Annotated in this window: 20 protein-coding genes; 13 read left to right on the top strand and 7 right to left on the bottom strand. The window is 65.4% G+C overall.

Features of this window, described 5'->3' with window-relative positions:
* Nucleotides 1-262 precede the first annotated feature (262 nt).
* Genes ACE103_RS01715 through ACE103_RS01695 form a run of 5 tightly spaced genes read right to left on the bottom strand, consistent with a single transcriptional unit; the run spans nucleotide 263 to nucleotide 6,031 of the window.
* A complete protein-coding gene (locus ACE103_RS01715) occupies nucleotides 263-898 on the bottom strand; it encodes a pyridoxamine 5'-phosphate oxidase family protein (RefSeq protein WP_375778091.1) in 636 nt (211 codons plus the stop codon).
* Between the two features lie 24 nt (nucleotides 899-922).
* Nucleotides 923-2,626 carry an ABC transporter ATP-binding protein gene (locus tag ACE103_RS01710; RefSeq protein ID WP_375778090.1) on the bottom strand — a complete coding sequence of 568 codons (1,704 nt, stop codon included), beginning with the start codon at nucleotides 2,624-2,626 and terminating at the stop codon, nucleotides 923-925.
* Nucleotides 2,623-3,456 carry an ABC transporter permease gene (locus ACE103_RS01705; RefSeq protein ID WP_375778089.1) on the bottom strand — a complete coding sequence of 278 codons (834 nt, stop codon included), beginning with the start codon at nucleotides 3,454-3,456 and terminating at the stop codon, nucleotides 2,623-2,625. Before ACE103_RS01705 ends, ACE103_RS01710 begins: the two co-directional genes overlap by 4 nt.
* Complete coding sequence (locus tag ACE103_RS01700) at nucleotides 3,456-4,457, bottom strand: ABC transporter permease (RefSeq protein WP_375778088.1); 1,002 nt, start codon at nucleotides 4,455-4,457, stop codon at nucleotides 3,456-3,458. The genes ACE103_RS01705 and ACE103_RS01700 overlap by 1 nt, the downstream gene beginning before the upstream one ends.
* Nucleotides 4,454-6,031, bottom strand: a complete 1,578-nt coding sequence (locus tag ACE103_RS01695; protein ID WP_375778087.1) for an ABC transporter substrate-binding protein — start codon at nucleotides 6,029-6,031, stop codon at nucleotides 4,454-4,456. Before ACE103_RS01695 ends, ACE103_RS01700 begins: the two co-directional genes overlap by 4 nt.
* Before the next feature lie 186 nt (nucleotides 6,032-6,217).
* Between ACE103_RS01695 and ACE103_RS01690 the strand changes: the two genes are divergently transcribed.
* On the top strand, nucleotides 6,218-7,078 hold the full coding sequence (locus tag ACE103_RS01690; protein ID WP_375778086.1) for a helix-turn-helix domain-containing protein: 861 nt from the start codon (nucleotides 6,218-6,220) through the stop codon (nucleotides 7,076-7,078).
* 244 nt (nucleotides 7,079-7,322) lie between these two features.
* Here ACE103_RS01690 and ACE103_RS01685 read toward each other — a convergent pair whose 3' ends face one another.
* A complete protein-coding gene (locus ACE103_RS01685; protein WP_097675829.1) occupies nucleotides 7,323-7,997 on the bottom strand; it encodes a Crp/Fnr family transcriptional regulator in 675 nt (224 codons plus the stop codon).
* Nucleotides 7,998-8,208: 211 nt separating this feature from the next.
* On the opposite strand from ACE103_RS01685, the gene ACE103_RS01680 reads away from it, so the two are divergent.
* The 6 genes from ACE103_RS01680 (at nucleotide 8,209) to ACE103_RS01655 (ending at nucleotide 16,091) form a co-directional block, all read left to right on the top strand.
* Nucleotides 8,209-10,275 carry an AsmA family protein gene (locus ACE103_RS01680; RefSeq protein WP_375778085.1) on the top strand — a complete coding sequence of 689 codons (2,067 nt, stop codon included), beginning with the start codon at nucleotides 8,209-8,211 and terminating at the stop codon, nucleotides 10,273-10,275.
* A 137-nt stretch (nucleotides 10,276-10,412) separates the two neighbouring features.
* Nucleotides 10,413-12,860: an adenylate/guanylate cyclase domain-containing protein gene (locus ACE103_RS01675; protein WP_375778084.1), complete on the top strand. Its 2,448-nt coding sequence runs from the start codon at nucleotides 10,413-10,415 to the stop codon at nucleotides 12,858-12,860.
* A gap of 214 nt (nucleotides 12,861-13,074) precedes the next feature.
* Nucleotides 13,075-13,284, top strand: a complete 210-nt coding sequence (locus tag ACE103_RS01670) for a cold-shock protein (protein WP_029084280.1) — start codon at nucleotides 13,075-13,077, stop codon at nucleotides 13,282-13,284.
* 226 nt (nucleotides 13,285-13,510) lie between these two features.
* Nucleotides 13,511-13,756, top strand: coding sequence for a hypothetical protein (locus ACE103_RS01665; protein WP_223974466.1), 246 nt, complete (start codon nucleotides 13,511-13,513; stop codon nucleotides 13,754-13,756).
* Nucleotides 13,757-14,296: 540 nt separating this feature from the next.
* A complete protein-coding gene (locus ACE103_RS01660; RefSeq protein WP_223974464.1) occupies nucleotides 14,297-15,205 on the top strand; it encodes an alpha/beta fold hydrolase in 909 nt (302 codons plus the stop codon).
* Between the two features lie 7 nt (nucleotides 15,206-15,212).
* Entirely contained in the window at nucleotides 15,213-16,091 is an 879-nt protein-coding gene (locus ACE103_RS01655) for an efflux RND transporter periplasmic adaptor subunit (RefSeq protein ID WP_223974462.1), read from the top strand.
* Between the two features lie 186 nt (nucleotides 16,092-16,277).
* Here the strand turns inward: ACE103_RS01655 and ACE103_RS01650 are convergent, their stop codons facing one another.
* Nucleotides 16,278-17,132 (bottom strand): caspase family protein, encoded by an 855-nt coding sequence (locus ACE103_RS01650; RefSeq protein WP_223974461.1) that lies wholly within the window; start codon nucleotides 17,130-17,132, stop codon nucleotides 16,278-16,280.
* 370 nt (nucleotides 17,133-17,502) lie between these two features.
* Between ACE103_RS01650 and ACE103_RS01645 the strand changes: the two genes are divergently transcribed.
* From ACE103_RS01645 to ACE103_RS01620, 6 genes are all read left to right on the top strand, one after another.
* Nucleotides 17,503-19,230 carry a hypothetical protein gene (locus ACE103_RS01645; protein ID WP_375778083.1) on the top strand — a complete coding sequence of 576 codons (1,728 nt, stop codon included), beginning with the start codon at nucleotides 17,503-17,505 and terminating at the stop codon, nucleotides 19,228-19,230.
* A gap of 373 nt (nucleotides 19,231-19,603) precedes the next feature.
* Nucleotides 19,604-20,329, top strand: a complete 726-nt coding sequence (locus ACE103_RS01640) for a thermonuclease family protein (RefSeq protein ID WP_375778082.1) — start codon at nucleotides 19,604-19,606, stop codon at nucleotides 20,327-20,329.
* Nucleotides 20,330-20,538: 209 nt separating this feature from the next.
* Nucleotides 20,539-21,375, top strand: a complete 837-nt coding sequence (locus ACE103_RS01635; protein WP_375778081.1) for an LssY C-terminal domain-containing protein — start codon at nucleotides 20,539-20,541, stop codon at nucleotides 21,373-21,375.
* Nucleotides 21,376-21,512: 137 nt separating this feature from the next.
* Nucleotides 21,513-22,697 (top strand): alanine--glyoxylate aminotransferase family protein, encoded by a 1,185-nt coding sequence (locus ACE103_RS01630; RefSeq protein WP_176534284.1) that lies wholly within the window; start codon nucleotides 21,513-21,515, stop codon nucleotides 22,695-22,697.
* A 257-nt stretch (nucleotides 22,698-22,954) separates the two neighbouring features.
* A complete protein-coding gene (locus ACE103_RS01625) occupies nucleotides 22,955-24,007 on the top strand; it encodes an ABC transporter ATP-binding protein (RefSeq protein WP_375781305.1) in 1,053 nt (350 codons plus the stop codon).
* Nucleotides 24,008-24,030: 23 nt separating this feature from the next.
* Nucleotides 24,031-25,095, top strand: a complete 1,065-nt coding sequence (locus ACE103_RS01620; RefSeq protein ID WP_375778080.1) for an ABC transporter substrate-binding protein — start codon at nucleotides 24,031-24,033, stop codon at nucleotides 25,093-25,095.
* Nucleotides 25,096-25,134: the final 39 nt, after the last annotated feature.

Raw genomic sequence — 25,134 nt, 5'->3', positions numbered from 1 at the left:
TTTTTCCATTATCCAGAAATCGTGCAGACGTCCCTTCAGCTTGCTCAGTGTCATCACCCGCGCATGCGGGTGATCCAGTATTCCAGAGACCGCGGTGCTTGAGCCGAGGGGGCGCGGCGTACTGGATCGCCCGGTCGAGCCGGGCGATGACAGCGTTGGACTGGGATATACGTCTTGTTTGGCGGCTCAACTGTAGAGACGCCTCATGGTGAGCAGCGCCGCTCGCGGAGCGTCTCGAACCACGAGGCCATCCTGTCGCGCTCTAATACAGCCGCGTGCGATACGCCTCTTCCATCGTCTTCTCGGCGACCTCGACCTCGACCGCCGCGGTCTGCTCGGCGATGATGCGGCCGAGCGTCGGGAAGCTGTGGCGCTCGACCTGCGCGGCGGGATTCCAGAGCTTCGAGCGCATCAGCGCCTTGCCGCAATGGAAGTAGGTCTCATCGACATGCACCTTGATGCCGATGATCGGGGTGACGTTCTGCACCGTCAACGGCGTCAAGAGATCCGGCTCCTGCGAGATCTCGGCTCGCCCGTTGATCCGCAGGGTCTCGTTGATGCCAGGCACCATGAAGATCAACCCGATGCCGGGTGAAGCGATGATATTGCCGAACGTATCGACGCGGTTGTTGCCGCGGCGATCCGGGATCAGCAGCGTCTTGTCGTCGAGCACGGAGACGAAGCCCGGCGCATCGCCGCGCGGACTGGCGTCGGCATGGCCCTTGCCGTCGCTGGAGGCGATGACGAGGAACGGCGACAGCGCGATGAAGTCGCGGCAGAACTTGTCGAGATGGTTGAGCACCTTCTTCTCGGCTAGCGGGCTCAATTGCCCGAAATGCGCGCGAAGATCCTCCTGCGACTTGACCGGCGGCTTGCCGCCTGCGCCCTCGTGACCCATAGCGAACCTCCCTTTGTTGTTAGTCTATACCGCGTCGATGCCGGAATCGATCCTCGCCGTCTGGCGTGCGCCGGCCGCGGCCGCAAAGCCCGGCTGGTCGAAGAAATCGCGGCCGGGGATCGCATCGAGCAAGTCGCGGGTATAGGCCTGACGCGGCGCGGTGAAGACCTCGGCCGTGGTGCCTTCCTCGACGATGCGCCCCTTCTGCAGCACGATAACGCGATCGGCGATCTCGGCGGCGATGCGCAGATCATGGGTGATGAAGATCATCGCCAGCCGCATTTCCTGGCGCAGCTCGGCGAGCAGCGCCAGCACCTGGGCCTGCACCGAGACGTCGAGCGCCGACACCGCCTCATCGGCGATCAAGACCCGCGGCTTGAGCGCGAGCGCCCGCGCGATGCAGATGCGCTGGCGCTGGCCGCCCGAGAATTCGTGCGGATAGCGATCGGCAGCGGCCTCCGACAATCCGACCCGAACCAGCAGCTTCCGCGCCTGCGCCATCGCCTCGGCGCGCGAGGTGCCGTAGGCCATCGGGCCGCGCGCGACGGCATCGCCGACCTTTTGGCGGGGATCGAGGCTGGCGAACGGATCCTGGAACACGATCTGAAGCTGCCGCCGCGCCTGGCGCAACGCCTCGCCGCGTAGCTGCCGGAGGTCTGCGCCGCCGAAGCGGATGGCGCCGTCATCCGGCTCGGTCAGCCGCATGATCATGCGCCCGAGCGTGGATTTCCCCGAGCCGGATTCGCCGACGACGGCCAGCGTCTCGCCCTCGTGCAGGGTCAGGGAGATGCCGTCCGCGGCGACCACCTCGCGCGGCGGCTGCAACCAGCCGCGCTTGACCCGAAAGGTCTTTTGCAGGCCGACGACTTCGAGCAACGGCTCTGGCCGCACTATCGTGTCATGGATGTCGGCGAGCCGCGCCTTCGGCACCGCGTCGATCAATTCGCGCGTGTAGGCGGCCTGCGGATTGCGCAGCACCTCGCTGGTGGTGCCTTGCTCGACCACCTTGCCATGGCGCAGCACCAACACACGGTCGGCGACATCGGCGACGACCCCGAAATCATGGGTGATCAGCAACACGCCCATGCCGCGCTCGCGCCGGAGATCGTCGATCAGGCGCAGGATCTGGCGCTGGGTCGTGACATCGAGCGCGGTGGTCGGCTCGTCCGCGATCAAGAGCGCGGGCCGGTTGGCCATCGCCATCGCGATCATCACGCGCTGGCGCTGGCCGCCGGACAGTTCGAACGGGTAGCTCTTCTCCAGCAGCAGCGGGTTCGGCAGCCCGACCTGCGTCAGCAGCGTCTGCACCCGCGCGCGGACCTCCGCCATCGACGGCGTCGGCCGCTGGTGCGCCAGGATCATCTCCTCGATCTGCTTGCCGACCCGCTTGAGCGGATTGAGCGAGGACAGCGGCTCCTGAAAGATCATCGCGGCGTTGCCGCCGCGCAAATTCCGTAAGCCGCGGCCGTCGAGTTGCGACGGATCCTGCCCCGCGACCATCACGGTGCCGGACACGATATCGACGCCCCGCGGCAACAGCTGCAGCACCGCATGGGCGATCATCGACTTGCCGGAGCCGGATTCGCCGACCAGGCAAACGACCTCGTTCGGCTTGATCTCAAACGACACATTCTCGACCGCGAAGGGCCGGTCGCCGCCCTTGGGAAGCGCGATCGAGAGGCGATCGACGGCCAGAACGGGCGCGCTGGACTGCATGGTTTCGCTCATGACCGGCGCCTCGATACGCGCGGGTTGAGAACATCGGACAGGCCCTCGCCGAACAGGTTGATCGCCAGCACGGTGACGAGGATGGCAAGCCCGGGAAACACGCTCATCCACCACGCATTGCGGATCGCGGTGCGCCCCGCGCCGATCATGAAGCCCCACGACATCAAATTGGGATCGCCGAGCCCCATGAAGGACAGCGCGCTTTCGAGCAGGATCGCGGTGGCGACCGTCAGCGATGTCACGACCAGGATCGGTGAGATCGCATTCGGCAGGATGTGGCCGAGCACGATGCGCCAGGTGCGCTCGCCCTGGCACAGTGCCGCCTCGACGAATTCGCGGTGACGCAGGCGCAGGAACTCGGCGCGCGTCAGCCGCGCCAGCGGCGGCCAGCTCACAGCCCCGATGGTCAGGATGATCGTCAGCAGCGACGGATTGAAGGTCGCGACCAGCAGGATCGCCAGCACGAAAGCCGGAATGGTCTGGAACAATTCCGTCATCCGCATCAGCACCAGATCGACCTTGCCGCCGAAATAACCCGAGATCGCACCGACCACGACGCCGATCGCCATCGCCGCGAGCGCCGACGCGATACCGATCAACAGCGAGACGCGCGCGCCGTAGGCGACGCCGGCCGCGACATCGCGGCCGAGCGTGTCGCCGCCGAGCCACAGCCCGTCCTCGCCGGGCGGGGTGAACGGCGCGCCGACCATCTCCCAGGGCGAGACCGGAAACAGGATCGGCGCTGTTATCGCGACGACAACGACGATCAGCAGCAGGACAAGCCCGATCATGCCGCTGGGATGACGCAGGAACGCGCGTAACGTCGCCATCACGCCGCTCCCGTGGTCATGCGCGGATCGATCAGGCGATAGACCAGGTCAGTCAGGAGATTGAGCGCGATCACGACGATCGAGAGGATCAGGAAAATGCCGAGCAGGACCGGATAGTCGCGTTGCAGCAGCGCCTCGAAGGTCAGGCGGCCGAGGCCGGGCCAGGCGAACACCGTCTCGATCACCACGGCGCCGCCGACCAGCGCGCCGGCCTGCATGCCGGCGACAGTGACGACCGGCACCAGCGCATTGCGCAGCATGTGGCCGACGACGATGCGCGTTCCGGACAGGCCCTTGGCGCGCGCCGTCTTGATGAAATCCTGCTGCGCCACCTCGATGATCGAGGAGCGCATCAGCCGCGCATAGATCGCGAGGTAAATCGCCGCCAGCGAGGTCACCGGCATGATCATGTGCTTCATGATGTCGAGCGCGTGCGCGATCGGCGAGAGCTGAACGTTGATGGTCTCGTAGCCAAACGGCGGCAGCCAGCCGAGCGTCACCGAGAACACCAGCACCAGCATCAGGCCAAGCCAGAACACCGGCGTCGCGTAGAGCACGAGCGAGAGCACGGTGAATACCGTATCGAGCACGCTGCCCGCCGCGAGCCCCGCCAGCGCGCCGAGCGCAGTGCCGATCAGCAGCGCGAGACAGAACGCCGTCACCGTCAGCAGCAGTGTCGCCGGCAGTCGCTCGAGGATCAGATCGACGACCGGGCGGCGCTGGCGATAGGAATAGCCGAGATCGAGCCGGACGACGCGGCCGAGGTGACTTACGAGTTGCACGAAATACGGCTTGTCGAGCCCGTATTCCTTGCGCAGATCGTCGAGCAGCTTCGGATCGGACGCGCCGGATTGCCCGGCCATCACCTGGGCCGGATCGCCCGGGGCGGCCCGCACCAGCACAAAGTTGAACGTCGCGATGACGAGGATCACGGCGACGAGCTGCGCGATACGGCTGATCGCCCGGAGCCCGATCGCCGCTGCGCTCCCGAGTGGCGTCACGATTTGTAGACCGACCCGAAGGTTTCGTGCGAGCCGATGCCCGTCGTCACGATGTTCTTGAACGCCTTGTCGTAGATGATGGGATATTCGATCTCGAGCGTCCAGGCGACCGGCACGTCCTCGACCAGGATCTGCTGCACCTTGCTGTAGAGCTCCTGCCGCTTGGCTTCATCGAGCGTGATTGCGGCTTCGTCGAACAGTTTGTCGACCTCGGGATTCGAGTAGCCTTGCGTGTTCGAGAACAGGATGCCCTTCTTGATGTTCGACGAAATATAGGTGCGGGCGACGCCGAGCGCGGGATCACCGAGCTGATAGAGCAGATTCTGGGTCATCTCATAATCCCAGTTGCCAACCTTCTCGGCCCAGCCGGCCATGTCGGTGCCAACAAGCACGAGGTCGATGCCGACGCGCGCAAAGCTCTGGCGGAAGAATTCGCCGGCGCGCTGATAGGACTCGCCATAGGGCGGCACGATGTACTTGATCTCGGCCCGCTTGCCGTTGGCGCCAGGCTTCAGTCCCATATCGTCGAGCAGCACCTTGGCCTTGTCGACGGAGAACTCGTAGCGCTTCACGTTCGGATCGTAGAACCGCGTCTTCGACGAGATCGGACCGGTCGCGACCTTGGCGTTGCCGAAATACACCCGCTTGCTGAACGCCTCGCGATCGATCAGGTGCATCACCGCCTGCCGGAACCGCTTGTCGTTCATCGGCGCGATGCGGTTGTTCATTTCGAGCCATTGATGCGGCGCGAAATACTCGTAGCCCTTGGTGGTGAATTCGAGGTTCTTCTGCGTCTTGAAGCGCTGCACGTCGTAGAATTCAACGTCGGACCATTGCACGAGCTGCACGGTGCCGTTCTCGAGCGCGAGCGCACGCGACGCCGCATCCGGAATCACGCGGTAGACGATCTCGTCAAGATAAGGCTCGTCCTTCAGGTAGTAGCCATCGTGGCGAACGAGGTGAACATGCGAGCCGCGCACCCATTCCTTCAGCTTGAAGGGGCCGGTGCCGATCGCCTTGTCGTTCTCCGGGTTCTTGCGATAGTCGGTGCCGTCGTAGATGTGCTTGGGTACGATCGGGGCGGAGGTGCAGTCGAAGCAGCCGATGAACGGCGCGAACGGCTGCTTCAGCTTGAACACGACGGTGAGCGGATCGGGCGCTTCGGCCGATGCGACGCGCGAAAAATTCTGCCGGGCGCGCGGGTGCGTCTCCACCAGCAGCTTCATGCAGCTGAAAACTACGTCCTCCGAGGTCATCGGCTTGCCGTCGTGGAAGGTGATGCCGGGAAACAGCTTGAATGTGTAGGTCAGGCCGTCGGGCGATACCTCCCAGGATTGCGCCATGCCGGGCAACGGCTTGAGGTCGGCGCCGTATTTCAGCAGCCCTTCATAGATCTTGCCGCCGAGCGTCAAGGTCGGCTGCTGCTGGTTCAGCGCGGTCACCAGAACCGGCGGCTCCGGCTGGATGATGGTGTTGAGCGTTCCACCGCGGGTCTGGCCCGCCGCCCGCGTGATGCCGAACGGGATGGCTGCACCGCAGGCCAGCATCGCCTTGGTGAATTCGCGTCTGTTCATCGGACCTCTCCGTCGCCGCGCGTCAGGCATTCGATTTCGGCGAATGTCGCGGGGTGGGGCATTGTTGCCAAACGCCGTATCTCGCGCTACCTGATTGGGGACAACAACCATCGCGATCGGGCCAACTGGCCCGGAAGATGCATGAGCACCCTGCGAAAACGACGATCGATCAGGAGCTCACGACACTTGAAAGTCGCAGCGCGACGAAATGACACCGCCGACCTGCGCGTATGCCGCAAGCAAGCCGGTCCCGTAGCGGCCGCGCATTATGCCGGACAACTGCAACAGGTCGAACGGCCGCTCGCGGCGATGGCGGCCTCTTACCCGAACGAAAGCACGAGCGCGCGCCACGCGCATCGACGCGATCAGTTTATCCTGCAGACCGCAGGCGTGACCTCGATGATGACCGAGCGCGGACATTTCGTCGTGCCGCCCGGCCATGGCCTGTGGATTCCGGCCGGCGTCGCGCACCAATCGCGTGCATGGGGCGAGGTCGAGATCCAGACCATTTATGTCACGCCGGACCGTGTGCGGAATGCGCCGGCAACCTGCCGCCTGATCAGGGCCTCGGCGCTGGTCGAAGCACTGATGGAAGAAGCGGTGCATATGCCGACCCGTTACGACGCGGAAGGGCGCGACGGCCGGCTGGTCGATTTCCTGCTGGATGAGATCGGCAGGATGCCCGAAGTGTCGTTGCATGTGCAGATGCCGCCCGATCCGCGGCTCGCCGCGATCTGCGAAGCGGTGCTGGTCGATCCGAGCTCCGATCTCACGCTCAACGAGTGGGCCGATCGCAGCCAACTCAGCCGGCGGACCTTGACGCGCCTGTTCCGGCGCGAGACCGGACAGAGCTTTGCCGCCTGGCGCCAGCGGGTGCGGCTGCTCGAAGCGCTGGCGCGGCTCGGCGCCGGCGAAGCCGTCACCTGCGTTGCGCTCGACGTCGGCTATGACAGCCCGAGCGCATTCGCTGCGATGTTCAAGCGCGAGCTCGGCGCCGCGCCGCGCCAGTATCTGCGCTGGGCCAATCCCGAAGTGGTGATGAGGTAGGCGAGTTCGCGTCACGCACTCGCGCAACGCAAAACCCCTGCGGTCAACGGGAAAGACCGCAGGGGTTTGCAGGTGGATGGCGTGAGGCCAGCAAGGCTGGGTGTCACCCCAAGGACCGGCACGCGGATGAAAGCGATACCCGCCTCGTCATGCAAGCAAGTCTTTTAGGCAGGAGTGCGTCAACATTCGCAAGCAAGGCGCGCGAGAAAACGGCGATCCTCGCGCGCGCGTTGCATGCAACCGTTTAATCGTTGCGTGCGACCGCCGTCAGCTTGGTCATGTTGTGCAGCATGATCCGGCCGCGCTGCAGGTCGACGATGCCGTCCTTACGCCAGGTCTGCAGTTGCCGGTTGACGCTCTCGCGCGCAGCACCGACGAAGATGCCGAGCTGTTCCTGCGAGATGTGTACTTCGGAACCGAAATCCTCGGCCAACGCGCACAGCCGGCGTGCGAGGCGGACCGGCAATGGCTGCAATACGGATTCTTCCATCCGCTCGCTCTGCCAGCGGATGCGCTGGCACAGCAACTCGATCAGGCGGACCGCGACCTTCGGCTCGCGCTCGAGGAAGCCCAGAAAATCCTCCCGGCGCAGGACGAACAATTCGGTCGGTTCGCCCGCGGTCGCATCCGCGGTCCGATCCTGACCGTCGAGGACGGCGACCTCGCCGAACAGGTCGCCGGATCCCATGAAGTTCAGTGTGAGCCGGCTGCCGTCGGAGGCGCCGGTTTCAATGCGCACCTGGCCGCGGCGAACCCCAAACAGGGCATCGCCAGGATCGCCCTTCTGGAACAGCACCTCGCCGGAGGCGAGCTGCTGGGTGTGGCAGAGGCCCGAAAGCCGCGCCAGTTCGTCCGCACCGAGATCGGCGAACATAGGGTTCATTTTCAGAATGACCGCAAATTCGGCCTGTTTGCTCATTGTATTGCCTTCCAAATCGATCCGAGCGGTCCCCTCCGCCCGGTTAGCAACAATCACCCTCATAAGAGTGTGTGAGAGGTCACATAAGTTCATGCTGGTAACGGATTATTTTTCGCCTCGTTGGAGCGAGGTCCCGTTTGCGGGATAATCTCATGCGATCGGCCGTGCCTTTCCGCGGCGGAACCCTGTCTGCCCGGCCTGGAATATCGAGATGAGAGCACTGAAATTCGCCGGGGCTGCCATCGCTGTCGTGATCGTGATCATCGCGCTGGTCGCCGCGGTCGGGATCCCGTCCTCCTTCCTCACATCGGCCATCACCGAGCGGGTCGAGCGGGAGACCGGCTACACGCTCAGCATCAATGGCGGCGCCAAAGTTAGTCTCTGGCCGACCGTCAATCTGACGCTGCGTGACGTCGTGCTGCAGGACCCGCGGGAGCGCGAGACCAGCAACCGGTTCGCGGCCGATCGGGTCGAAGCCGAGATGACGTTGTCGAGCCTGTGGTCGGGCCGGCCCGACATCACCGACCTCGCGATCGTCAAGCCGGTGATCAATCTGCCGCTGCAGCGCGAGCGCACCCGCGACCACAATCCGCCGGCGAAGTCGTCCGCGTCCGACAACGGCGGCCTCACAATCCGGCATGTCAGCGTCAGCGGCGGCACCATCGTGTTCGCCAATGTGCGCGACCGGGTCGAGAACCGGATCGAAACGCTCAATGCCGATGCGACCATCGGCAACGATCGCAAGATCGTCGTCACGGGGAGTGCGAGCACCAGTGACAAGCCGCTGAAGTTCGCGATCCGCGCGACCGCGCCGCAAGCGCCGCTGGAACGTTCAAGCGTGCCGGCCGAATTCAACATCGACGCACCCGGCCTGTTGCCCGCGCCGATCAAGGCCAATGCCGAAGCGCGCCTGAACGGCACGGTGCTGATGTTCAACGGCGTATCCGGCATGCTCGGCGATGGCGGCTTCACCGGCTGGGCCTCGGTCGATTTCGCCAGCAACAAGCCGCTGGTGAAGCTCGATCTCGACTTCCAGCGCATTTCGATGGCGCTGACGCCGAGCCAGCCCGATGCGACCCAGCCATTGGGCAGCAACATTTGGAGCAACGCGTCGATCGACCTCGGCGGGCTCAACTATGTCGACGCGCAGGCGCGCATCTCGGCTGCGGAGCTTGTGGTTGGTGACGGCCGCTTCGCGCAGGCGGCGATCGATGCATCTGTTGACAGCGGCGTGCTGAAGGCCCGGCTCGCCGATCTCGGCGCCTATGAAGGCACCGCCAATGGCGACGTCACGATCAACGCCAGAGCCGCCACTCCGACCTACGCGCTGCGGCTCGATCTCGCCGGCGTGCGCGCGCTGCCGGTGCTGAAGAGCCTCGCCGAGTTCGACAAGCTCGACGGCAAGATGCAGGCGAAGATCGCGCTGACCTCGCAGGGCACCAGCGAACGGGCCATCGTCGGCAATCTCGGCGGCTCGGCGTTCGTCGTATTCCAGGACGGCAAGATCCTCGGCCTCAACGTCGCGCAGATGATCCGCAACCTCACCACCGGCACCTTGTCGGGTTGGCAGCAGAGCGAGGCGCTGTCGACCGATCTCAGCCAGCTCTCGGCTTCGTTCAAGCTCGACAAGGGCCAGGCCGTCACCACCGATCTCAACCTGATCGGCCCGCTGGTGAAGATGGGCGGGGTTGGCACCATCGATCTCAACACCCGCCAGATCGGGTTCCGCGTCGAGCCGCAGCTCGTGATGACCACCGAAGGCCAGGGCCGCGCCGGCAATCCGGTCGGCCTTGGCATCCCCGTGATGATCGAGGGGCCGTGGGTGTCCCCGCGGATCTATCCGGAGATGCAGGGCATCCTCGACAATCCCCAAGCCGCCTACGCCAAGCTCAAGGAGATGGGCAAGGGCCTGTTCGGGGCGAATGGCCAAGCCCTGAGCCAGGGCCTGAATGGACTGACCAACCTCCTCAACGGCGTGCAGGGCGGCGAGACCGGTGCGCAGCCCGGCACGGGCCAGGCGCCAGCCGGCGCGGCGGCCGACCAGAACAACCCGCTCGGCGGACAGCTCGGCGACACCATCGGGAACCTGCTGCAGCAGGGCCTCTCCACCCTCAATCAGGGCAACGCCTCCCGCCCGAGCCGCAGCCTGGCCCAGCCCGCGCCGGACGCGCCGGCGGCCGCTGCACCACCACCGCCCGCTCCTCCGCCGGCCGACGCCGCCGAGCAGCACGACAATCCCGCGATGAACGACGTGCTGCGGCAGCTGTTCAACCGCTGAATATTCCCAGGTATCCCCCGCTGGAATGCAGGGCTAACCATGCGACGGGAGGCCCCGCTCTGCCCCACCGATCCGTGCTAAACAGCAGCGGATACAGTGGCGCACCCGACTGATCGGAGGGGAACGGACGAGGCTGGATGAACGGGGCACCGGACAAGGGCAAGAACTGGTTCCTGCGCGGCGGCCTGTTCGCCAAATACGTCCTCGCGCTGGTCGGCCTCGTCGTGTTCGTGCTGGCGGTCAACGGTGCGCTCGAGACCTGGATCAGCTATCGCGGCATCAAGAGCACGCTGACGGATGCGATGAGCGAGAAGGCGGACGCCACCGCCAAGCGCATCGAGCAATCGATCGCCGACCTCGAGCGACAGATCTCCTGGGTCACCCGCGCCTCCTCCAACACCATCGAGCTGCGCCGCGCCGACTATGCCCAGCTGCTCGGCCAGGTGCCGGCGGTGAACCAGCTCACTTTGATCAACGGCCAGGGCCGCGAGGTGCTGCGGCTGTCGCGCCAGACCGTCACGCTGAACTCCAATGCCGATCTCTCCCGCGACTTCCGCTTCACCGAGGCGGTCGAGCGCGGTACCGCCTACGCGCCGGCGTACTTTCGCGACGAGCGGCCGTATATGTCGATCGGCGAGCAGCATTCCGGTTTCAACGCCGGCGTCACGGTGGCCGAGATCGACCTGCGCTTCCTGGGCGATTATTTCGGCGATTCCCAGGTCGGCCGCACGGCCTATGCCTATCTCGTCGACGCCAAGGGCCGCGTGCTGGCGAGCTCGTCGAAGGGCCCCGAGATTGGCAAGGATCTCGCCGCGCTGCCGCAGGTCGCCGCGGTGCTGTCGCGGAGCGGCAGGCCGGTCGCCTCCGGCAAGGATGTCGACGGCAACGCGGTGCTGACGACCGCGACGGCAGCGCCGGACCTCGGCTGGCACGTGTTTGTTGAGCAGCCGACCGCGCAGGCGCTGTCCCCGATCCGCGACCAGCTGGTGCGCATCGCGCTTCTGATCGCGCTCGGCCTCGTGGTCGCGATCATCGCCGGCACGATTCTGGCGCGGCGCATGCTGGTGCCGATCACCGCGCTGCGCACCGGCGCGCGGCGGTTAGGGGCCGGCGATTTCGGCCACCGCATCGAGGTAAAGACCGCGGATGAGCTCGAAGAGCTCGCCGGGCAATTCAACAGCATGGCCTCGCAGCTGGCCGAGACCTATTCCGGCCTCGAAGGCAAGGTGAGGGAGCGCACCCGCGACCTCGCGCAATCGATCAACGAGCTGAAGGTGCTGGAGGAGGTCGGCCGCGCGGTGGCGTCCTCGCTCGACCTCAACGCGGTGCTGCCGACGGTCGCCGCCCGCGCGCTCGAGATCACTCATGCCGACGCCGTGCTGATCTATGGCTATGACGCAGCACAGCGCACGTTCAACCTGACGCAATCGATCGGCATCGATGCCGAAGCCGAGGGCCATCACCGCGCGATCGACGCCGCGAACAGCCCGCTCGGCGAGGCCGCGGCCAAGGGCGAGCCGCTGGCGTTTCCCGATCTCGCCGCAAGTCCTGATGATCCGGCCGATCATCCCTTGCGCGATGTCGTGGTCGGCGCCGGCTTCCACTCGGTGCTGGTGGTGCCGCTAGTCGACCAGCAGGGCGTGCTCGGCTCGCTGGTGGTGCTGCGCAAGACGGCCGGCGATTTCCCCGCGAGCCTGATCGGCCTGATGAAGACTTTTGCGCACCAGGCCGTGCTGGCGATGCGCAATGCGCGGCTGTTCACGGAAGTGGACCAGAAGAGCCACGCGCTGGAAGAGGCCAACACCACCGTGCGCGAGCAGGCCGACAAGCTGCGCGAGCAGACGGAAGCGCTCAAGGACTGGAACAAGTCGCTGGAGCAGCGGGTCGAGACCCAGCTCGGCGAGATCGAGCGCATCCGAAGGCTCGAGCGCTTCCTGGCGCCGCAGGTGGCGCAGCTGATTGCCTCCTCCGACAATCCCGAGGGCCTGCTCGACAGCCACCGCCGCGAAGTCACCGTCGTGTTCTGCGACCTGCGCGGCTTCACCGCCTTCACCGAGGCGACCGAGCCCGAAGAGGCGATGAACGTGCTGCGCGAATATCACGCAGCGCTCGGCAAGCTGATCTTCAAATACGAAGGCACGCTCGACAAATATGCCGGCGACGGCGTGATGATCCTGTTCAACGCGCCGATCCAGCTCGCCGACCACACCGCGCGCGCCGTGCGGATGGCGGTGGAGATGCGCGACACGGTCGGCCCCCTGACCGAGAAGTGGCGCAACCGCGGGCATACCCTGGGCTTCGGCATCGGGATTGCGCTCGGCTATGCCACGCTCGGCCAGGTCGGCTTCGAGCAGCGGCTGGAATATGCCGCGATCGGCAGCGTCACCAACCTCGCCTCCCGCCTGTGCGGCGAGGCCAAGGCCGGCCAGATCGTGGTGAGCCGCCGTGTCTTCGGCATGGTCGAGCCCCACGTCGAGGGCCGCGCCATCGACGACCTCGTGCTGAAGGGCTTTAATCACCCGATCCTGGCCGCGGAGATCCTGAGCTGGAAGGGCGAGCCGTCAGCGGAAGTGGCGGCGGAGTGATCCGCGCTCCCTCCATTCCCGCAATCCGAGCGGGAACCCGGTACCGTCAGAACCTTGCATTCGCGGGGAAAGTGTGTATAGTGCGGCCATTCGATTAGCCGTTGCGCCTTGTTGAATGGTCAGAACGGCCCTCCTCCAAAGACATCGTCAGTTGAATGGATGGCGCGCGATTCTGCGCAACACATGCGCAAACGCGCAATTTGGAGAAGAGAAGATGGCGACAGGTACTGTGAAGTGGTTCAACGGTCAGAAGGGTTTTGGTTTCATCGAGCCGAGCGACGGCAGCAAGGATGTGTTCGTTCACATCAGCGCAGTCGAGCGTGCCGGTCTGACTGGCCTCGCTGAAGGCCAGAAGGTCTCGTTCGAGCTGAAGACCGACAAGATGCGCGGCAAGACCAGCGCCGAGAATCTTCAGATCGTCTGAGGTTCTTGCTTCGGCATGATTTCCGCGCAAACGCGTTCCGCGTTTGCCGCGATCATGCCAGTTCGTCATTCCACGGATGTACTGGGATGACGTCGCGACCCGCTCGGTCCACCGGATTGGGCGGGTTTTTGCGTATCTTTTTGCGCGTGATCCTGCCGGGCGCCGCGCCGGCGCGTGCGACGAATGCGAACCTCCACGCAGGGATCGCGCTTTAAAGAGGATGCCGATGAGCGCCAGAAAGCCCGACCCATCGCCCGCAAGCCTTGCGAGGGCCGACCGCCAGCGGCTGGCGGCCGAGGAAGGCGCGCGCGCCATCGCCGAAGTCGAGCGTGACGCGACCGCGATCCGCAAGAACATGGAGCGCCTGCGCGCACTGCGCGAAGCCCGCGAGGCCAAGGCTGCGGCCGAGGCCGAGCTGGCGCCGGCACCCATCGCCAAGAAGAAGGCTCGCGTGAAGCGCATCGTGCGCTGACGCTGTGGTCGCCTCAGCGGCACTGTCAATTCCGTCATCCTGAGGTGCGAGCGCAGCGAGCCTCGAAGGATGCACGGCCACCAGCCGGGCCGCCGACCCTTCGAGACGGCCGCGTCGCGGCCTCCTCAGTGTGACGGCGCTGCACCCAATCTAGTCCCCGACCAACATTGTCAAGCAGATGAAGAATATGCGTTCGCGATCTTGCGGCATGTTGCGCCCGAGGGATGCGATCAACTCACCCTCATTGATCGTGAGAGGGCGCAGGGAAGGCCAAGCGCTGAGTTGGGATGTCAAAGCAACTTCTGATAATCAGAATAATGGAAGCGGCTAAAAAATCGCAACTGTTACGACATTGCTTTCATTTCCGCGAACTCTCACGAGCTTCAAATCACCATCCAGTGAATCCGCTTGCCTCCGCAATCACGATCACGACCCCACCCGCCCCTCCCAGGAATAACCCACCCCCCTCCTCGCTCGCGTCATGACGGGCGCGCGGGAACCGCGTGCTCTGAGAACAAGAACACGCGAGGCATGGGTTTGATGACAGGATTGGACGGGACGCACGCGGCGGCGTCGGTGGTGGCGCTGCACTGCTCGCTGGGGTCGGGACGGCAATGGACGAAGCTTGCGGGCGCGCTCGGTGGCACGCCGTTCATGGCGCCGGATATTTCCGGCTATGGCGTCGCCGCCTGCGGGCGCGACTGGCCGCGGACGCTGGATGGCGAGATCGCGCGGCTCGAGCCCTGGCTCGCCAAGGCCACGGGGCCGATCCATCTGGTCGGGCATTCCTATGGCGGCGCGATCGCGTTTCGGCTCGCGACCATTGCGCCTTATGCGCACCGCATCCGCAGCCTCACGCTGATCGAGCCTGTCTTGCCGACGTTGCTGCGCGATGGCTCCGCCGACGTGCGGCTGTACGATCGCTTCGCGCGGATCGCGCAGGTGGTGTCGCAGGATATTTTCGACGGCGCGGTGCTGGAGGCGGTCGAGGCGTTCACGGCGTTCTGGGCCGGCTCCGGCCCGCGCGAGCAGTTCTCGCCGAGCGGACGGCTGCGGATGATCGAGCAGGCGGACAAGCTGCCTTACGATTTCAACGCCGCGCTCGATCTCGACGGCGTGGCGGCCGCCGCGCGCGCCTTGCGGGTGCCGACGCTGCTGGTGTCGGGCGGGCTGTCGCCCTATGTGACGCAGCGCATTGTCGCAAAACTCGCCGCGATCATTGATGGCGCCGAGATGCGGCATCTGCCGGCGGCCGGCCACATGCTGCCGGTGACGCACGCCGAGCGGGTCAATCCGGAGATCCTGCGGCACATCTGGCGCGCCGAGGAGCTGGCCAAGCTAGAGCTCGCCGCGTGTGCCGGCCCGGCCGAGGCGGTGGCCGCCGCTGCGCAGCCGGCTGGCTCGGCGAGGCCGCATCTGGTATTCAGGAGGCCCTCATTTTGGGAATAGTTTGCCGATGATTTTGCCTCGCCTGCGCGCTGCCGCCCTCGCCGCTTCCGCGCTGCTTCTGCTCGCGGCTTCTCCCGCGCTTGCCGCGGGCGAGGCTGATGCCGTGCCGAAGGGCGCGGCGGTGACAGTGCTGAAGGCCTCGAAATTCTGCTTCGGCAACATCGTCGAGGTCTCCGGCATCGTGCTGCCGCGCGACGAGCAGCAGGTCCGGCCCGATCGGTTCGGCTTGAAGGTGGCGGAGGTGAAGGCCGATCCCGGCGACACCGTCACCGCGGGCCAGGTGCTGGCGCGGCTGACCGACGGCACCAATTCGATCAACCTCACCGCGCCGGTGGCGGGCACGATCTCGGCGTCCTCGGCGATCGTGGGCGCGCCGGCATCAGGCAAGGATGCGCTGTTCTCGATCATCGCCAGAAACGAATACGACCTGGTCGGCATGGTGCCGACCCGCGATATCGCCAAGCTGAAGACCGAGCAGACCGCGCGGCTCAAGATCATCGGCGCCGGCGAGATGGACGGCAAGGTGCGGACGATCGCGCCGACCATCGAGCCGAACAGCCAGCTCGGCCAGGTGTTCGTCGGCATCGGATCGAACCAGCGGCTGCTGGTGAATTCGTCCGGCCGCGCGCAGATCAAGACCGGGCAGAGCTGCGGCGTCGCGGTGCCACTGACCGCGATCCTCTATTCCACCGCCGGCACCGTGGTGCAGGTGGTGCGCGGCGGCCGTGTCGAGACGCGGCGGGTCGAGACCGGCTTGATGTCGGCCGGCCAGGTCGAGATCCGCGACGGCATTTTGGAAGGCGACATCGTCGTCGCCCGCGCCGGCGCACTGCTGCGCGAAGGCGATCCGGTGCGGCCGGTGGGCGCGAGCGCGGACGCGAAGTAGACGGCGTTCCATCCACGGCGTCGTCCCGGGCAAGCGAAGCGCGACCCGGGACCCATAACCACCGGCAGAAATTTTGCGAAGATTGGCAGTGAATGCGCGCCGCGGTACACGCAGCACGCTTCATCGATAGATCACGCGGTATGGGTCCTGGCTTTCGCCAGGACGACATTGAGGAGACGGCGTGGCTCAGCCGCCGAGCTTGATGTCTTCAAGCAGCGACGACGACACGCTCGGCACCTGCTCGCCTTCAGAGGCGCGGGAGATCGCGACGCGGGTCTTGTTGAAGGCGGTCTCTGCGCCGGCCTGAGCGTTGAGGTTGTTGATCAGCTCGGAAACCAGGACGCTGTTGGGCGCTGAAGAGTCGTCGGCGACCTTGCCCGGCGTCGCCGAGGTCAGCACGATGGTGTTGTCCGGCGGGCTGATCGGGGCGAGGCCGTGCGAGAAGGCACGGAAGCGGCGCTCATAGGGATTGCGGCGCGAGGCATCGAGCACCACGAGCTTGGCTTTCGCGCCACGCTCCTTCATCGCATCGAGCACGGATTCGACGCTGACGCCGGTGCGCTTGACGTCGGCCTCCTTCCAGATCGTGGCATCGACCGGGATCATGTAGCTCTCACGACCGACCTGCACGCCGTAGCCGCCGAAGAACAGCATCACGACGGTGTCGGGCCGGATCTTGGCCTTCATACGCTCGACCGCGCGGAACATGTCGTCCTTGGTCGCGTCCTCGACCACGTCGACGTCAAAACCTTCGCGGCGCAGCGCCGACGACAAAGTGCGGGCATCGTTGATCGGCTGGACCAGCGGCGCGGCGGCGTCCGGATAGTGGCCGTTGCCGATGATCAGCGCGAGGCGGGAGGCGCCGGCCGCAACGCTGCCGGTCTGCCCGGTGGCGACGGAGCCGGTGACAGTCTCCTTGGCAACATCCGGTGTCCGCTTGTTGAGCGCGGCATGGGCGCCAATCGCCAGCGACACCGTGCCGGCCACCGCCACGCAGACGGCGATGGTGCGACGGGATATCTGAAGCTGCCTAAGGTTCATAACGTTCTAGTCCCAATCTCTATCCCGATGGCGTTCGAGCGAAATCGCGCCAGTTACTCGCGTCAGTGACGATCAGGTTTAATGGGGTTGAGGTGTGTGTGGCCGTTGAATTGATCTCAATTTGCGGCGCCGCAACAAACACTCCCTTAACCCGGCCGGACCGCCGGAGCAACCCGGTTTGCGGCATGCTGCCGCCCGGCAGAGGCCATTGACGCCGTTAAGATCCCGTTACGTGACTTCGGTCACATTTGTATTTCATACGGATTCATGTAGCTTTCCAAAGGCTTGCGAGTTTGGGGGAGGACCGGGGGAAACACCGCCGCGGCGGCGGCGTTAACCGGTTCCTTGAGAAAGGCACGCTTTGAGCTACTTGGGCCTTCACGAAATCGCCGGGACGGTGTGCCGGGCGCTGACCGCCAGGAAGGACGGCCCGTCGCTTTACGACGTCTGCGACCCCGTGCTGCAGGCCTATTGCGGCGGCGACGTCCATCTCGGAAAATTCTACCGGACCGCGCTCGGCAATCCGCCGCTGCGCGCGCTGCTCCGCCGCACCGGCCTGCCCGCCCTCAACGACCCCGACCGCCTGGCGAGCCTGCGCGCGGCGCTGGTCCAGGCGCGCGACGCCGCGGCGCCGGACTGGGCCGCGATCGGCGCCCCGGTCGCCGACCTGATGGACGGCATCGCCGTGCGCCACCCCGCCCCGCCGGCCGCGGCCGTCCCTCACCACTCGCCCGCGATGGCCGAGATCGACCGCGTGATCCGCGTAACCGGCGCGCATCTGCTCGGTTCGTTCACCAAAAACGGCTTCATCCCGACCTATGCTGCCTTCAACCTGATTGGCGACCCCGACATCAGCGGGCGCGAGATGCTGATGGCGCTGACCGGGCTGAATGCGCGCGGCTACAAGAACTCGACCTTGCTGTTCAGCCTGGCGCGGATCTTCATCGCGCATTCGCCGGCGCGCACGCTGATCAACCCGCCATGGCGCGGCATCGCCGAGCCGATGTGGGAGCCGGTGCAGATCCGCCACCGCTCGGCCTATTACGACGCCTTCTTCACCGAGGCCCTGCTGAGTTTTGTCGAGACCGGGCTCGCGTCATCGGATGAGGCCGGCGCGGCGCGGCGCGCGATCGCCGAGATGGTGGACTTCTGCCTGAAGACCAGCGCCGAGGAGGTGCCGTCGCATGACGGCTCGGTCGTAAAGGTGATCACCGCGCTGGCGCCGGGGCGGCATCCGCGCTTCTCGCGCTTCTTCGCCCAGATCAAGCAGGACCTCGGCTTCGGCGTCTATGTGCCCGACTGCGACACCACGGCGTGTTCGTTCTCGGCCGCCACACAAGCCGGCTCCGACGATCCGATCCTCAAGCAGCCGCTGCTGGATTTCTACCGCGGCTACCAGGTGCGATCAGGCGCCAACGAGCCGCGCGTCACCGTGCCGCTCAACGATAATATCGATTACGAAGGCGGCGTCGTCACCTGGATCGATAATCTCAGGGGCGAGCGGCCCTATGGCAACGACCTCGATCCGACGCTGAACCTCGACATCCTCGAGGTCTCGTTTCGCAACCTCGCCCGCTGGCAAATCATCGAGACGCCGCAGCGGCTGGAGACGGTGCATCGCATCATCGCGTTCCAGAAGAATCTGGTCGAAAGCGGCGCGTTCAGGAATCCGCGCTCGCATATCTATTATTTGCCGGAGCTCTATTCGGCCTATTTCGGCCGCTGCTACGCCGCCTTCATCGCGCTGCCGCTGCCGGCGCAGCGCGTCATCGATCCCGGCAATGTGTTCGGGCTGATCCGCGCCCGCGTGCTCGGCTATGTCCAAAGCGAGCTGATCGCGCATGAGATGAACCCGTTCGACGCGGCGCTCGCGCTGATGGCGCTGGCCCATCTTGGCGCCGAGGTTTCGAGCTTCACGCCGGCGCTGCACTGCATCGTGCAAGGCCTCGGCGAGGGCGGCCGCAAGGGGCCCTACAGGGCCTATGAATGGAATAAGATGAAGACCCCGACGCGGATCCTGGTCGGCGGGCCCGAGGTGACGTCGGCCTTCGTGCTGATGGCCCTCGCGCTGGCCAGGAAGCGAATGGTTGCGGTGTAGGATGGGTGGAGCGAAGTCGCCCGGTTCACCCTCCCCTGGAGGGGGAGGGTCGTATCGCATCGCGCGAAGCAAGATGCGATACGGGGTGGGGTGATCCCTCCACACGGGCACCGTTTCTGCGGAGAGACTGTCACCCACCTCGGTTCGCATTGCGCTACGCTTCATGCGAACCGATCCCAGAGCGAGCTTCGCTCGTCTCGACCCCTCCAGGGGAGGATGACATCGCGGAGCGGGATGACGCGAAGTTGAAACTGGCGGAAACACGACACCACTGGCAGGGTTGCCCAATTGCCCGCACAATCCTTGACGATCCTTTGCCTTGCCGATCCTTTGGACCCTGAACACTGAACGCAAGACCTGGCCGGGAATGCCGATGCTCAAGACGCTGCTCACTGCTGGCCTGCTGCTGTCGCTGCCGACGCTGGCTGTCGCCGCCGACATCGCCGGCGTGCCGAAGATCCGCGACGGCGACCAGCTCATGATCGGCAGCGTCAAGATCCGGCTCGGCGGCATCGACGCGCCGTCGACCGACCAGCTCTGCCTCAACACCAAGGGTGAGCGCTGGACCTGCGGCGTCGCTGCGCGCGACGAGCTGATCAAGTATGCCGGCCACAAGAGCTGGACCTGTCACGCCCGCTCGGTCGATCGCCGCGGCCGCACCATTGCGCGCTGCGAGGTCGACGGCGAGGACATCCAGAAGTGGATGGTCAGCAATGGCTGGGCGCTGGCCTACACCCGCATCTCGCATGACTACGAGCCGGACGAGAAAGCGGCGCGCGAGGCCAAGGCCGGGATGTGGCAGGGCGCATTCATCGCGCCGTGGGACTGGCGCGTGCGCAACAAGAAGACCACCGTGCTCGGCACCGTGAAGCCGCCGGAAGGCGCCAACGCGATCCTGCTCGCCTCGGCCTCCGGCCCGGTGGCGCCCTCGCCCGACTGCACCATCAAGGGCAACGTCAACCGCTCCGGCGAATGCATCTTCCACCAGCCGACCAGCCGCTGGTACGCCAAGATCGAGATGAAGATCTCAAAGGGCACACGCTGGTTCTGCTCGGTCGAGGAAGCCGAGGCCGCCGGCTGCCGCGAGACGCGGCGTTAAGCGGCACGACTGATACTCGACATAGTTCGATGGAATGAGACTCAAACGTAGCGGCGTCGGCAGCACGCCCCCTCTCCCGCTTGCGGGGGAGGGCTGGGGTGGGGGTGTCACTGCTTGCGATACTCGTTATGAGGAGAGAGCCCCACCCGGATTGCATCTTCGATGCAATCCGACCTCCCCCGCGAGCGGGAGAGGTGAAGGACCGCGGCATGACTGACGTCGAAATCATCCCGCCTGCGGCGCGCCGTCGCAAACGCGTGCGCTATCTGCAGCTGTTGCTGTTCGTCCTGGTCACCTATCTGATCGCGGCCTATCTGGTGCTGCCGGCGCTGTGGACGCACTACGAGCACCAGAAGGGCCTCGCCAATCTGCCGATGGTGACCCGCACCGCGCAGGGCATTCCCGGTGACCCCATGAATGTCGGGCTGATCGGCGACACCAAGGACGTGGTCTGCGCGATGCACGAGGCCGGCTGGTTCCCGGCCGACCCGGTCACGCTGAAATCCTCGATCGAAATCGTCGGCTCCGTGCTGCTCGACCGTCCCTACAAGGATGCGCCGGTGAGCAACCTGTTCTATCTCGGCCGCCGCGAAGACCTCGCCTTCGAGCGGCCGGTCGGCGCAAGCGCGGATCGCCGCAATCATGTCCGTTTCTGGCGGGTGCTCGATCAGGGCGAGGAGAAGCGCCCGGTGTGGCTCGGCGCTGCGACGCTCGACCGCAGCGTCGGCATCAGCAGCTACACCGGCGCGGTGACGCATCATATCGCGGCCGATCTCGATGCCGAGCGCGCGCTGCTTGCGACCGACCTCGAATCCGCCGGCATGGTCACCGCGAAATACCAGGTCACCGGCATCGGTCCGACCTTCGACGGGCATAACGGCGGCGGCGACCTCTATTACACCGACGGTGAAATCTGGGTGATGCGGCTGGTCGAGGCCTGCCGCAAGAACGACGGCAGCGTCGAGCAGATTCCGAGCCCTGCCGCGACCCAGTTCAAGGACCAGATCTGGCGTTCCGTGGTCGAGACCATCGACAAAGACAAATAAGGCCCGGCTGTGTCCCGCGCTTTTGGAAACGCTGGATTGCTTGGACCTGCTCGCAATCGCGGCCGCGATGGAATATCCTCCGGACTTGACCCCTCACACGCATGATTTGCGTAGCTTTACCCAAAAGGAACAGGACGATGACCGTTCGCGCGGGCCGGGAATTTCTGGCCATCCCCGGGCCCACCACGATGCCCGATCAGGTGCTGCAGGCGATGCACCGCCCGGCGCTCGATATCTACTCCGCCGAGATGTTCGAACTGACCGAAAGTCTGCTGCGCGATCTCTCGAAGCTGTTCGCCACCATGGGCAAGTCCTACATCTACATCGCCAACGGCCACGGCGCCTGGGAGGCGACGCTCTCCAACGTGCTGTCGCGCGGCGACAAGGTGCTGGTGCTGGAGAGCGGGCGCTTTGCGATCGGCTGGGGCCAGGCGGCGGCCGCGATGGGCGCCGATGTCGAGGTGTTGAAAGGCGACTGGCGCCGCGCGATTCGCCCGGCGGAGGTCGAGGAGCGGCTGCGCCGCGACAAGGAACACAAGATCAAGGCGATCCTCGCCGTGCAGGTCGACACCGCCTCGGGCGCCTATAACGACATCGAGGCGATCGGCAAGGCGATCAAGGCGGCGGGCCATCCCGCGCTGTTCATGGTCGACACCGTCGCCTCGCTCGGCTGCATGCCGTTCGAGATGGACAAATGGTATGTCGACGTCGCGATGTCCGGCTCGCAGAAGGGCCTGATGACGCCGCCCGGCCTCGGCTTCGTCGCCGCCAACGACCGTGCCTGGGACGCGCACAAGAAGGCCGACCTGCGCACGCCGTATTGGGACTGGACGGAACGCGAAGGCTCGGAGCACTACCGCAAATATGCAGGCACCGCGCCGGTGCATCTGCTGTTCGCGCTGCGCGAGGCGATCAACATGCTGCACGCCGAGGGCCTGGAGAATGCGTTCGAACGGCATCGCCTGCTCGGCGAAGCGGTGCGCCGCGCCGTCGCCGTCTGGGGCGAGGGCCAGGTGCTCGGCTTCAACATTGCCGAGCCCGCCGAGCGCTCCAACACGGTGACGACCGTGACCGTGAAGGGCGCCGATCCCGCCGCGATCCAGCGCTATGCCAAGGAGAAATGCGGCGTGGTGCTCGGCACGGGCATCGGCGATTTGCAGGGCCAGGCCTTCCGCATCGCGCATATGGGCCACGTCAACGCGCCGATGATCCTCGGCACACTCGGCGTCGTCGAGGTTGCGCTCACCGCGCTGAACATCCCGCACGGCAAGGCCGGCGCCGACGCCGCCATCCAGTGGCTCGGCGAGAACGTGAAGGCGTAATGCGACGCCTCCACGTCATTGCGAGCGAAGCGAAGCAATCCATGGCTCCGGATAAGTGGAGCTATGGATTGTCGCTATCGCTCCTCGCAATGACGGCTGCAGCGATTGCTCATTTTGGGATAATGGAGCGAAGAGCTCCCTCGACTTTATGACGGGGCCTCAACACTTTTCGTCGTCATCGTTTTCCGCTTTACTGCCGGCAACAGCCGGGCACGGATCCCTGCAACAGAACAAGATGGAGGGATCGCTTGGCATCGGTGGAACTGCGTGGCCTAGTCAAGCGGTTTGGATCGTTTGTCGCGGTTGATGACGTCTCGCTCACAATCGACCACGGCCAGCTGGTCTGCCTGCTCGGGCCGTCCGGCTGCGGCAAGACCACGACGCTGCGGCTGATCGCCGGGTTCCTAGAACCGTCCGGCGGCGAGATCCGTGTCGGCGACCGCGTCGTGTCGTCGAAGGCGCGCACGCTGCCGCCCGAGCAGCGCAACATGTCGATGATCTTCCAGAGCTACGCGCTGTGGCCGCATATGACGGTGGCCGAGAACATCGTCTATGGCCTGCGCCTGCGCAAAATGGATCGCGACACCATCGCGAAAAAACTCGCCGCGATTCTGGCGACCACCAAACTGGAGCCGCTGGCGCAGCGCTATCCAGGCGAGCTCTCCGGCGGCCAGCAGCAGCGCGTCGCGCTGGCACGCGCGTTGATCGTGGGCCCAGAGACGCTGCTGCTCGACGAGCCGCTGTCCAATCTCGACGCCAATCTGCGCGAGGAGATGCGGTTCGAGATCCGCCGCCTGCACGACGAATATCGCTACACCACGGTCTACGTCACCCACGATCAATCCGAGGCGATGACGACCGCCGACCTGATCGCGGTGATGAATGCCGGCAAGATCGACCAGCTCGGCAGTCCTGAGGACATCTATGCGCGGCCGGAATCCGAGTTCGTCGCGCGCTTCATCGGCGCGGCCAACGTGATCAAGGGCACCGTGCGCGACGCGAATCATGTGGAGTTCGCCGGTGCGACACTCGCAGTGGTCGGCGCCCAGCTGACGGCCGGCAAGAGCGCGCCGGTCGCGATCCGCCAGCATGAAATCCAGCTCTCGACGCAAGCGCCCGCTATGGCGCAGAACACGCTCAAGGCGATCGTGACGCGGCAGGTCTATCTCGGCATGAACCGCGACTACATGGTGGAAACCTCTGACGGCACCTCGCTGCGGGTGACCACGCCGACGGAGACCGCGGTCGAGAAAGGCAGCGAGGTCTGGCTGACACTTCCGGCGGAACGCTGCCGGGCGCTCAGTCGATAACCAACAAGAAACGGAGGGACGCGATGCGGAAACAAATCTCCAGACGCCACGTCCTGAAGGGCTCTGCGGCGCTTGCACTCGGAAAGGTGTTCGCTTCGCCGGCACGCGCCGCAGCGCCCGAGCCGGCCGCGATCACGCCTGACCTCGTCGCGGCCGCGACCAAAGAAGGCAAGCTCGTGTTCTATTCGTCGATGGACCTGCCGGTCGGCGAAAAGCTCGGCAAGGCATTCGAGGCGGCCTATCCCGGCATCAGCGTGCAGATCGAGCGCTCAGGCTCGGAGCGGCTGTTCCAGCGCGTGGCGCAGGAATTCGATTCCAACATCCATGCGGCCGATGTCGTCAACAGCGCCGATGCCTCGCACTTCATCCCATGGAAGAAGAACGGCTGGCTGATGCCGTTCGTGCCGGAGGACGTCGCCAGGCACTTTCCCGATGGATATCGCGATCCGGACGGCATGGCCGCGACCACGCGGCTGTGGCTGTCGTCGATCGCCTACAACACCAACCTGGTGAAAGCGGAGGATGCGCCGAAAAGCTTTGCCGATCTGCTCGATCCAAAGTGGATGGGCAAGATGGTGAAGGGCCATCCGGCCTATAGCGGCACCATCATGACCACGACGTTTCAGATCGTGCGCGAGCTCGGCTGGCCCTACCTGGAGAAGCTTTCGAAGCAGCGCGTGATGCAGGTGCAGTCCTCGACCGACCCGCCGAAGAAGCTCTCGCTCGGCGAGCGCGCTGTGATGGCCGACGGCAATGAATACGGCATCGTGCTCCTGAAGGAAGCCGGTCAGCCGGTCGAGCCGGTTTATCCGACCGAGGGCACGCCGACGATCTCGGGACCGACCGGTATCTTCGCCGGTGCGCCGCATCCGAACGCCGCAAAACTGTTTCAGGCCTGGCTGCACACCCGCGAGACCCAGCAGTTCTTCGTCGACTTCACCGGGCAGTATTCGGTGCATGCGCAGGTGCAGCCGAAGGCCGGCCGGCGCAAGCTCTCCGACATCAAGCTGATGAAGGAGGATCCGGCGGGGGTGGAGGCGATGACCGAAGAGATCAAGACGCGCTATGCGCGGCTGTTTCGGGTTTAGATGCTACGGCCTTCACACCAATCGTCATTCCGGGATGCG

The organism is Bradyrhizobium sp. ma5 (assembly GCF_042258955.1).
GTDB lineage: Bacteria > Pseudomonadota > Alphaproteobacteria > Rhizobiales > Xanthobacteraceae > Bradyrhizobium.
The sequence above is the reverse complement of the archived record's forward strand: the minus strand, read 5'-3'. Positions and strand labels throughout refer to the sequence as shown.

Excerpts from the sequence above, each read along its gene's own strand:
- ACE103_RS01715 (WP_375778091.1), bottom strand. The coding sequence starts at position 898 with ATGGGTCACGAGGGCGCAGGCGGCAAGCCGCCGGTCAAGTCGCAGGAG.
- ACE103_RS01710 (WP_375778090.1), bottom strand. The coding sequence starts at position 2,626 with ATGAGCGAAACCATGCAGTCCAGCGCGCCCGTTCTGGCCGTCGATCGC.
- ACE103_RS01705 (WP_375778089.1), bottom strand. The coding sequence starts at position 3,456 with ATGGCGACGTTACGCGCGTTCCTGCGTCATCCCAGCGGCATGATCGGG.
- ACE103_RS01695 (WP_375778087.1), bottom strand. The coding sequence starts at position 6,031 with ATGAACAGACGCGAATTCACCAAGGCGATGCTGGCCTGCGGTGCAGCC.
- ACE103_RS01685 (WP_097675829.1), bottom strand. The coding sequence starts at position 7,997 with ATGAGCAAACAGGCCGAATTTGCGGTCATTCTGAAAATGAACCCTATG.
- ACE103_RS01680 (WP_375778085.1), top strand. The coding sequence starts at position 8,209 with ATGAGAGCACTGAAATTCGCCGGGGCTGCCATCGCTGTCGTGATCGTG.
- ACE103_RS01675 (WP_375778084.1), top strand. The coding sequence starts at position 10,413 with ATGAACGGGGCACCGGACAAGGGCAAGAACTGGTTCCTGCGCGGCGGC.
- ACE103_RS01670 (WP_029084280.1), top strand. The coding sequence starts at position 13,075 with ATGGCGACAGGTACTGTGAAGTGGTTCAACGGTCAGAAGGGTTTTGGT.
- ACE103_RS01665 (WP_223974466.1), top strand. The coding sequence starts at position 13,511 with ATGAGCGCCAGAAAGCCCGACCCATCGCCCGCAAGCCTTGCGAGGGCC.
- ACE103_RS01660 (WP_223974464.1), top strand. The coding sequence starts at position 14,297 with ATGACAGGATTGGACGGGACGCACGCGGCGGCGTCGGTGGTGGCGCTG.
- ACE103_RS01655 (WP_223974462.1), top strand. The coding sequence starts at position 15,213 with ATGATTTTGCCTCGCCTGCGCGCTGCCGCCCTCGCCGCTTCCGCGCTG.
- ACE103_RS01650 (WP_223974461.1), bottom strand. The coding sequence starts at position 17,132 with ATGAACCTTAGGCAGCTTCAGATATCCCGTCGCACCATCGCCGTCTGC.
- ACE103_RS01640 (WP_375778082.1), top strand. The coding sequence starts at position 19,604 with ATGCTCAAGACGCTGCTCACTGCTGGCCTGCTGCTGTCGCTGCCGACG.
- ACE103_RS01635 (WP_375778081.1), top strand. The coding sequence starts at position 20,539 with ATGACTGACGTCGAAATCATCCCGCCTGCGGCGCGCCGTCGCAAACGC.
- ACE103_RS01630 (WP_176534284.1), top strand. The coding sequence starts at position 21,513 with ATGACCGTTCGCGCGGGCCGGGAATTTCTGGCCATCCCCGGGCCCACC.
- ACE103_RS01620 (WP_375778080.1), top strand. The coding sequence starts at position 24,031 with ATGCGGAAACAAATCTCCAGACGCCACGTCCTGAAGGGCTCTGCGGCG.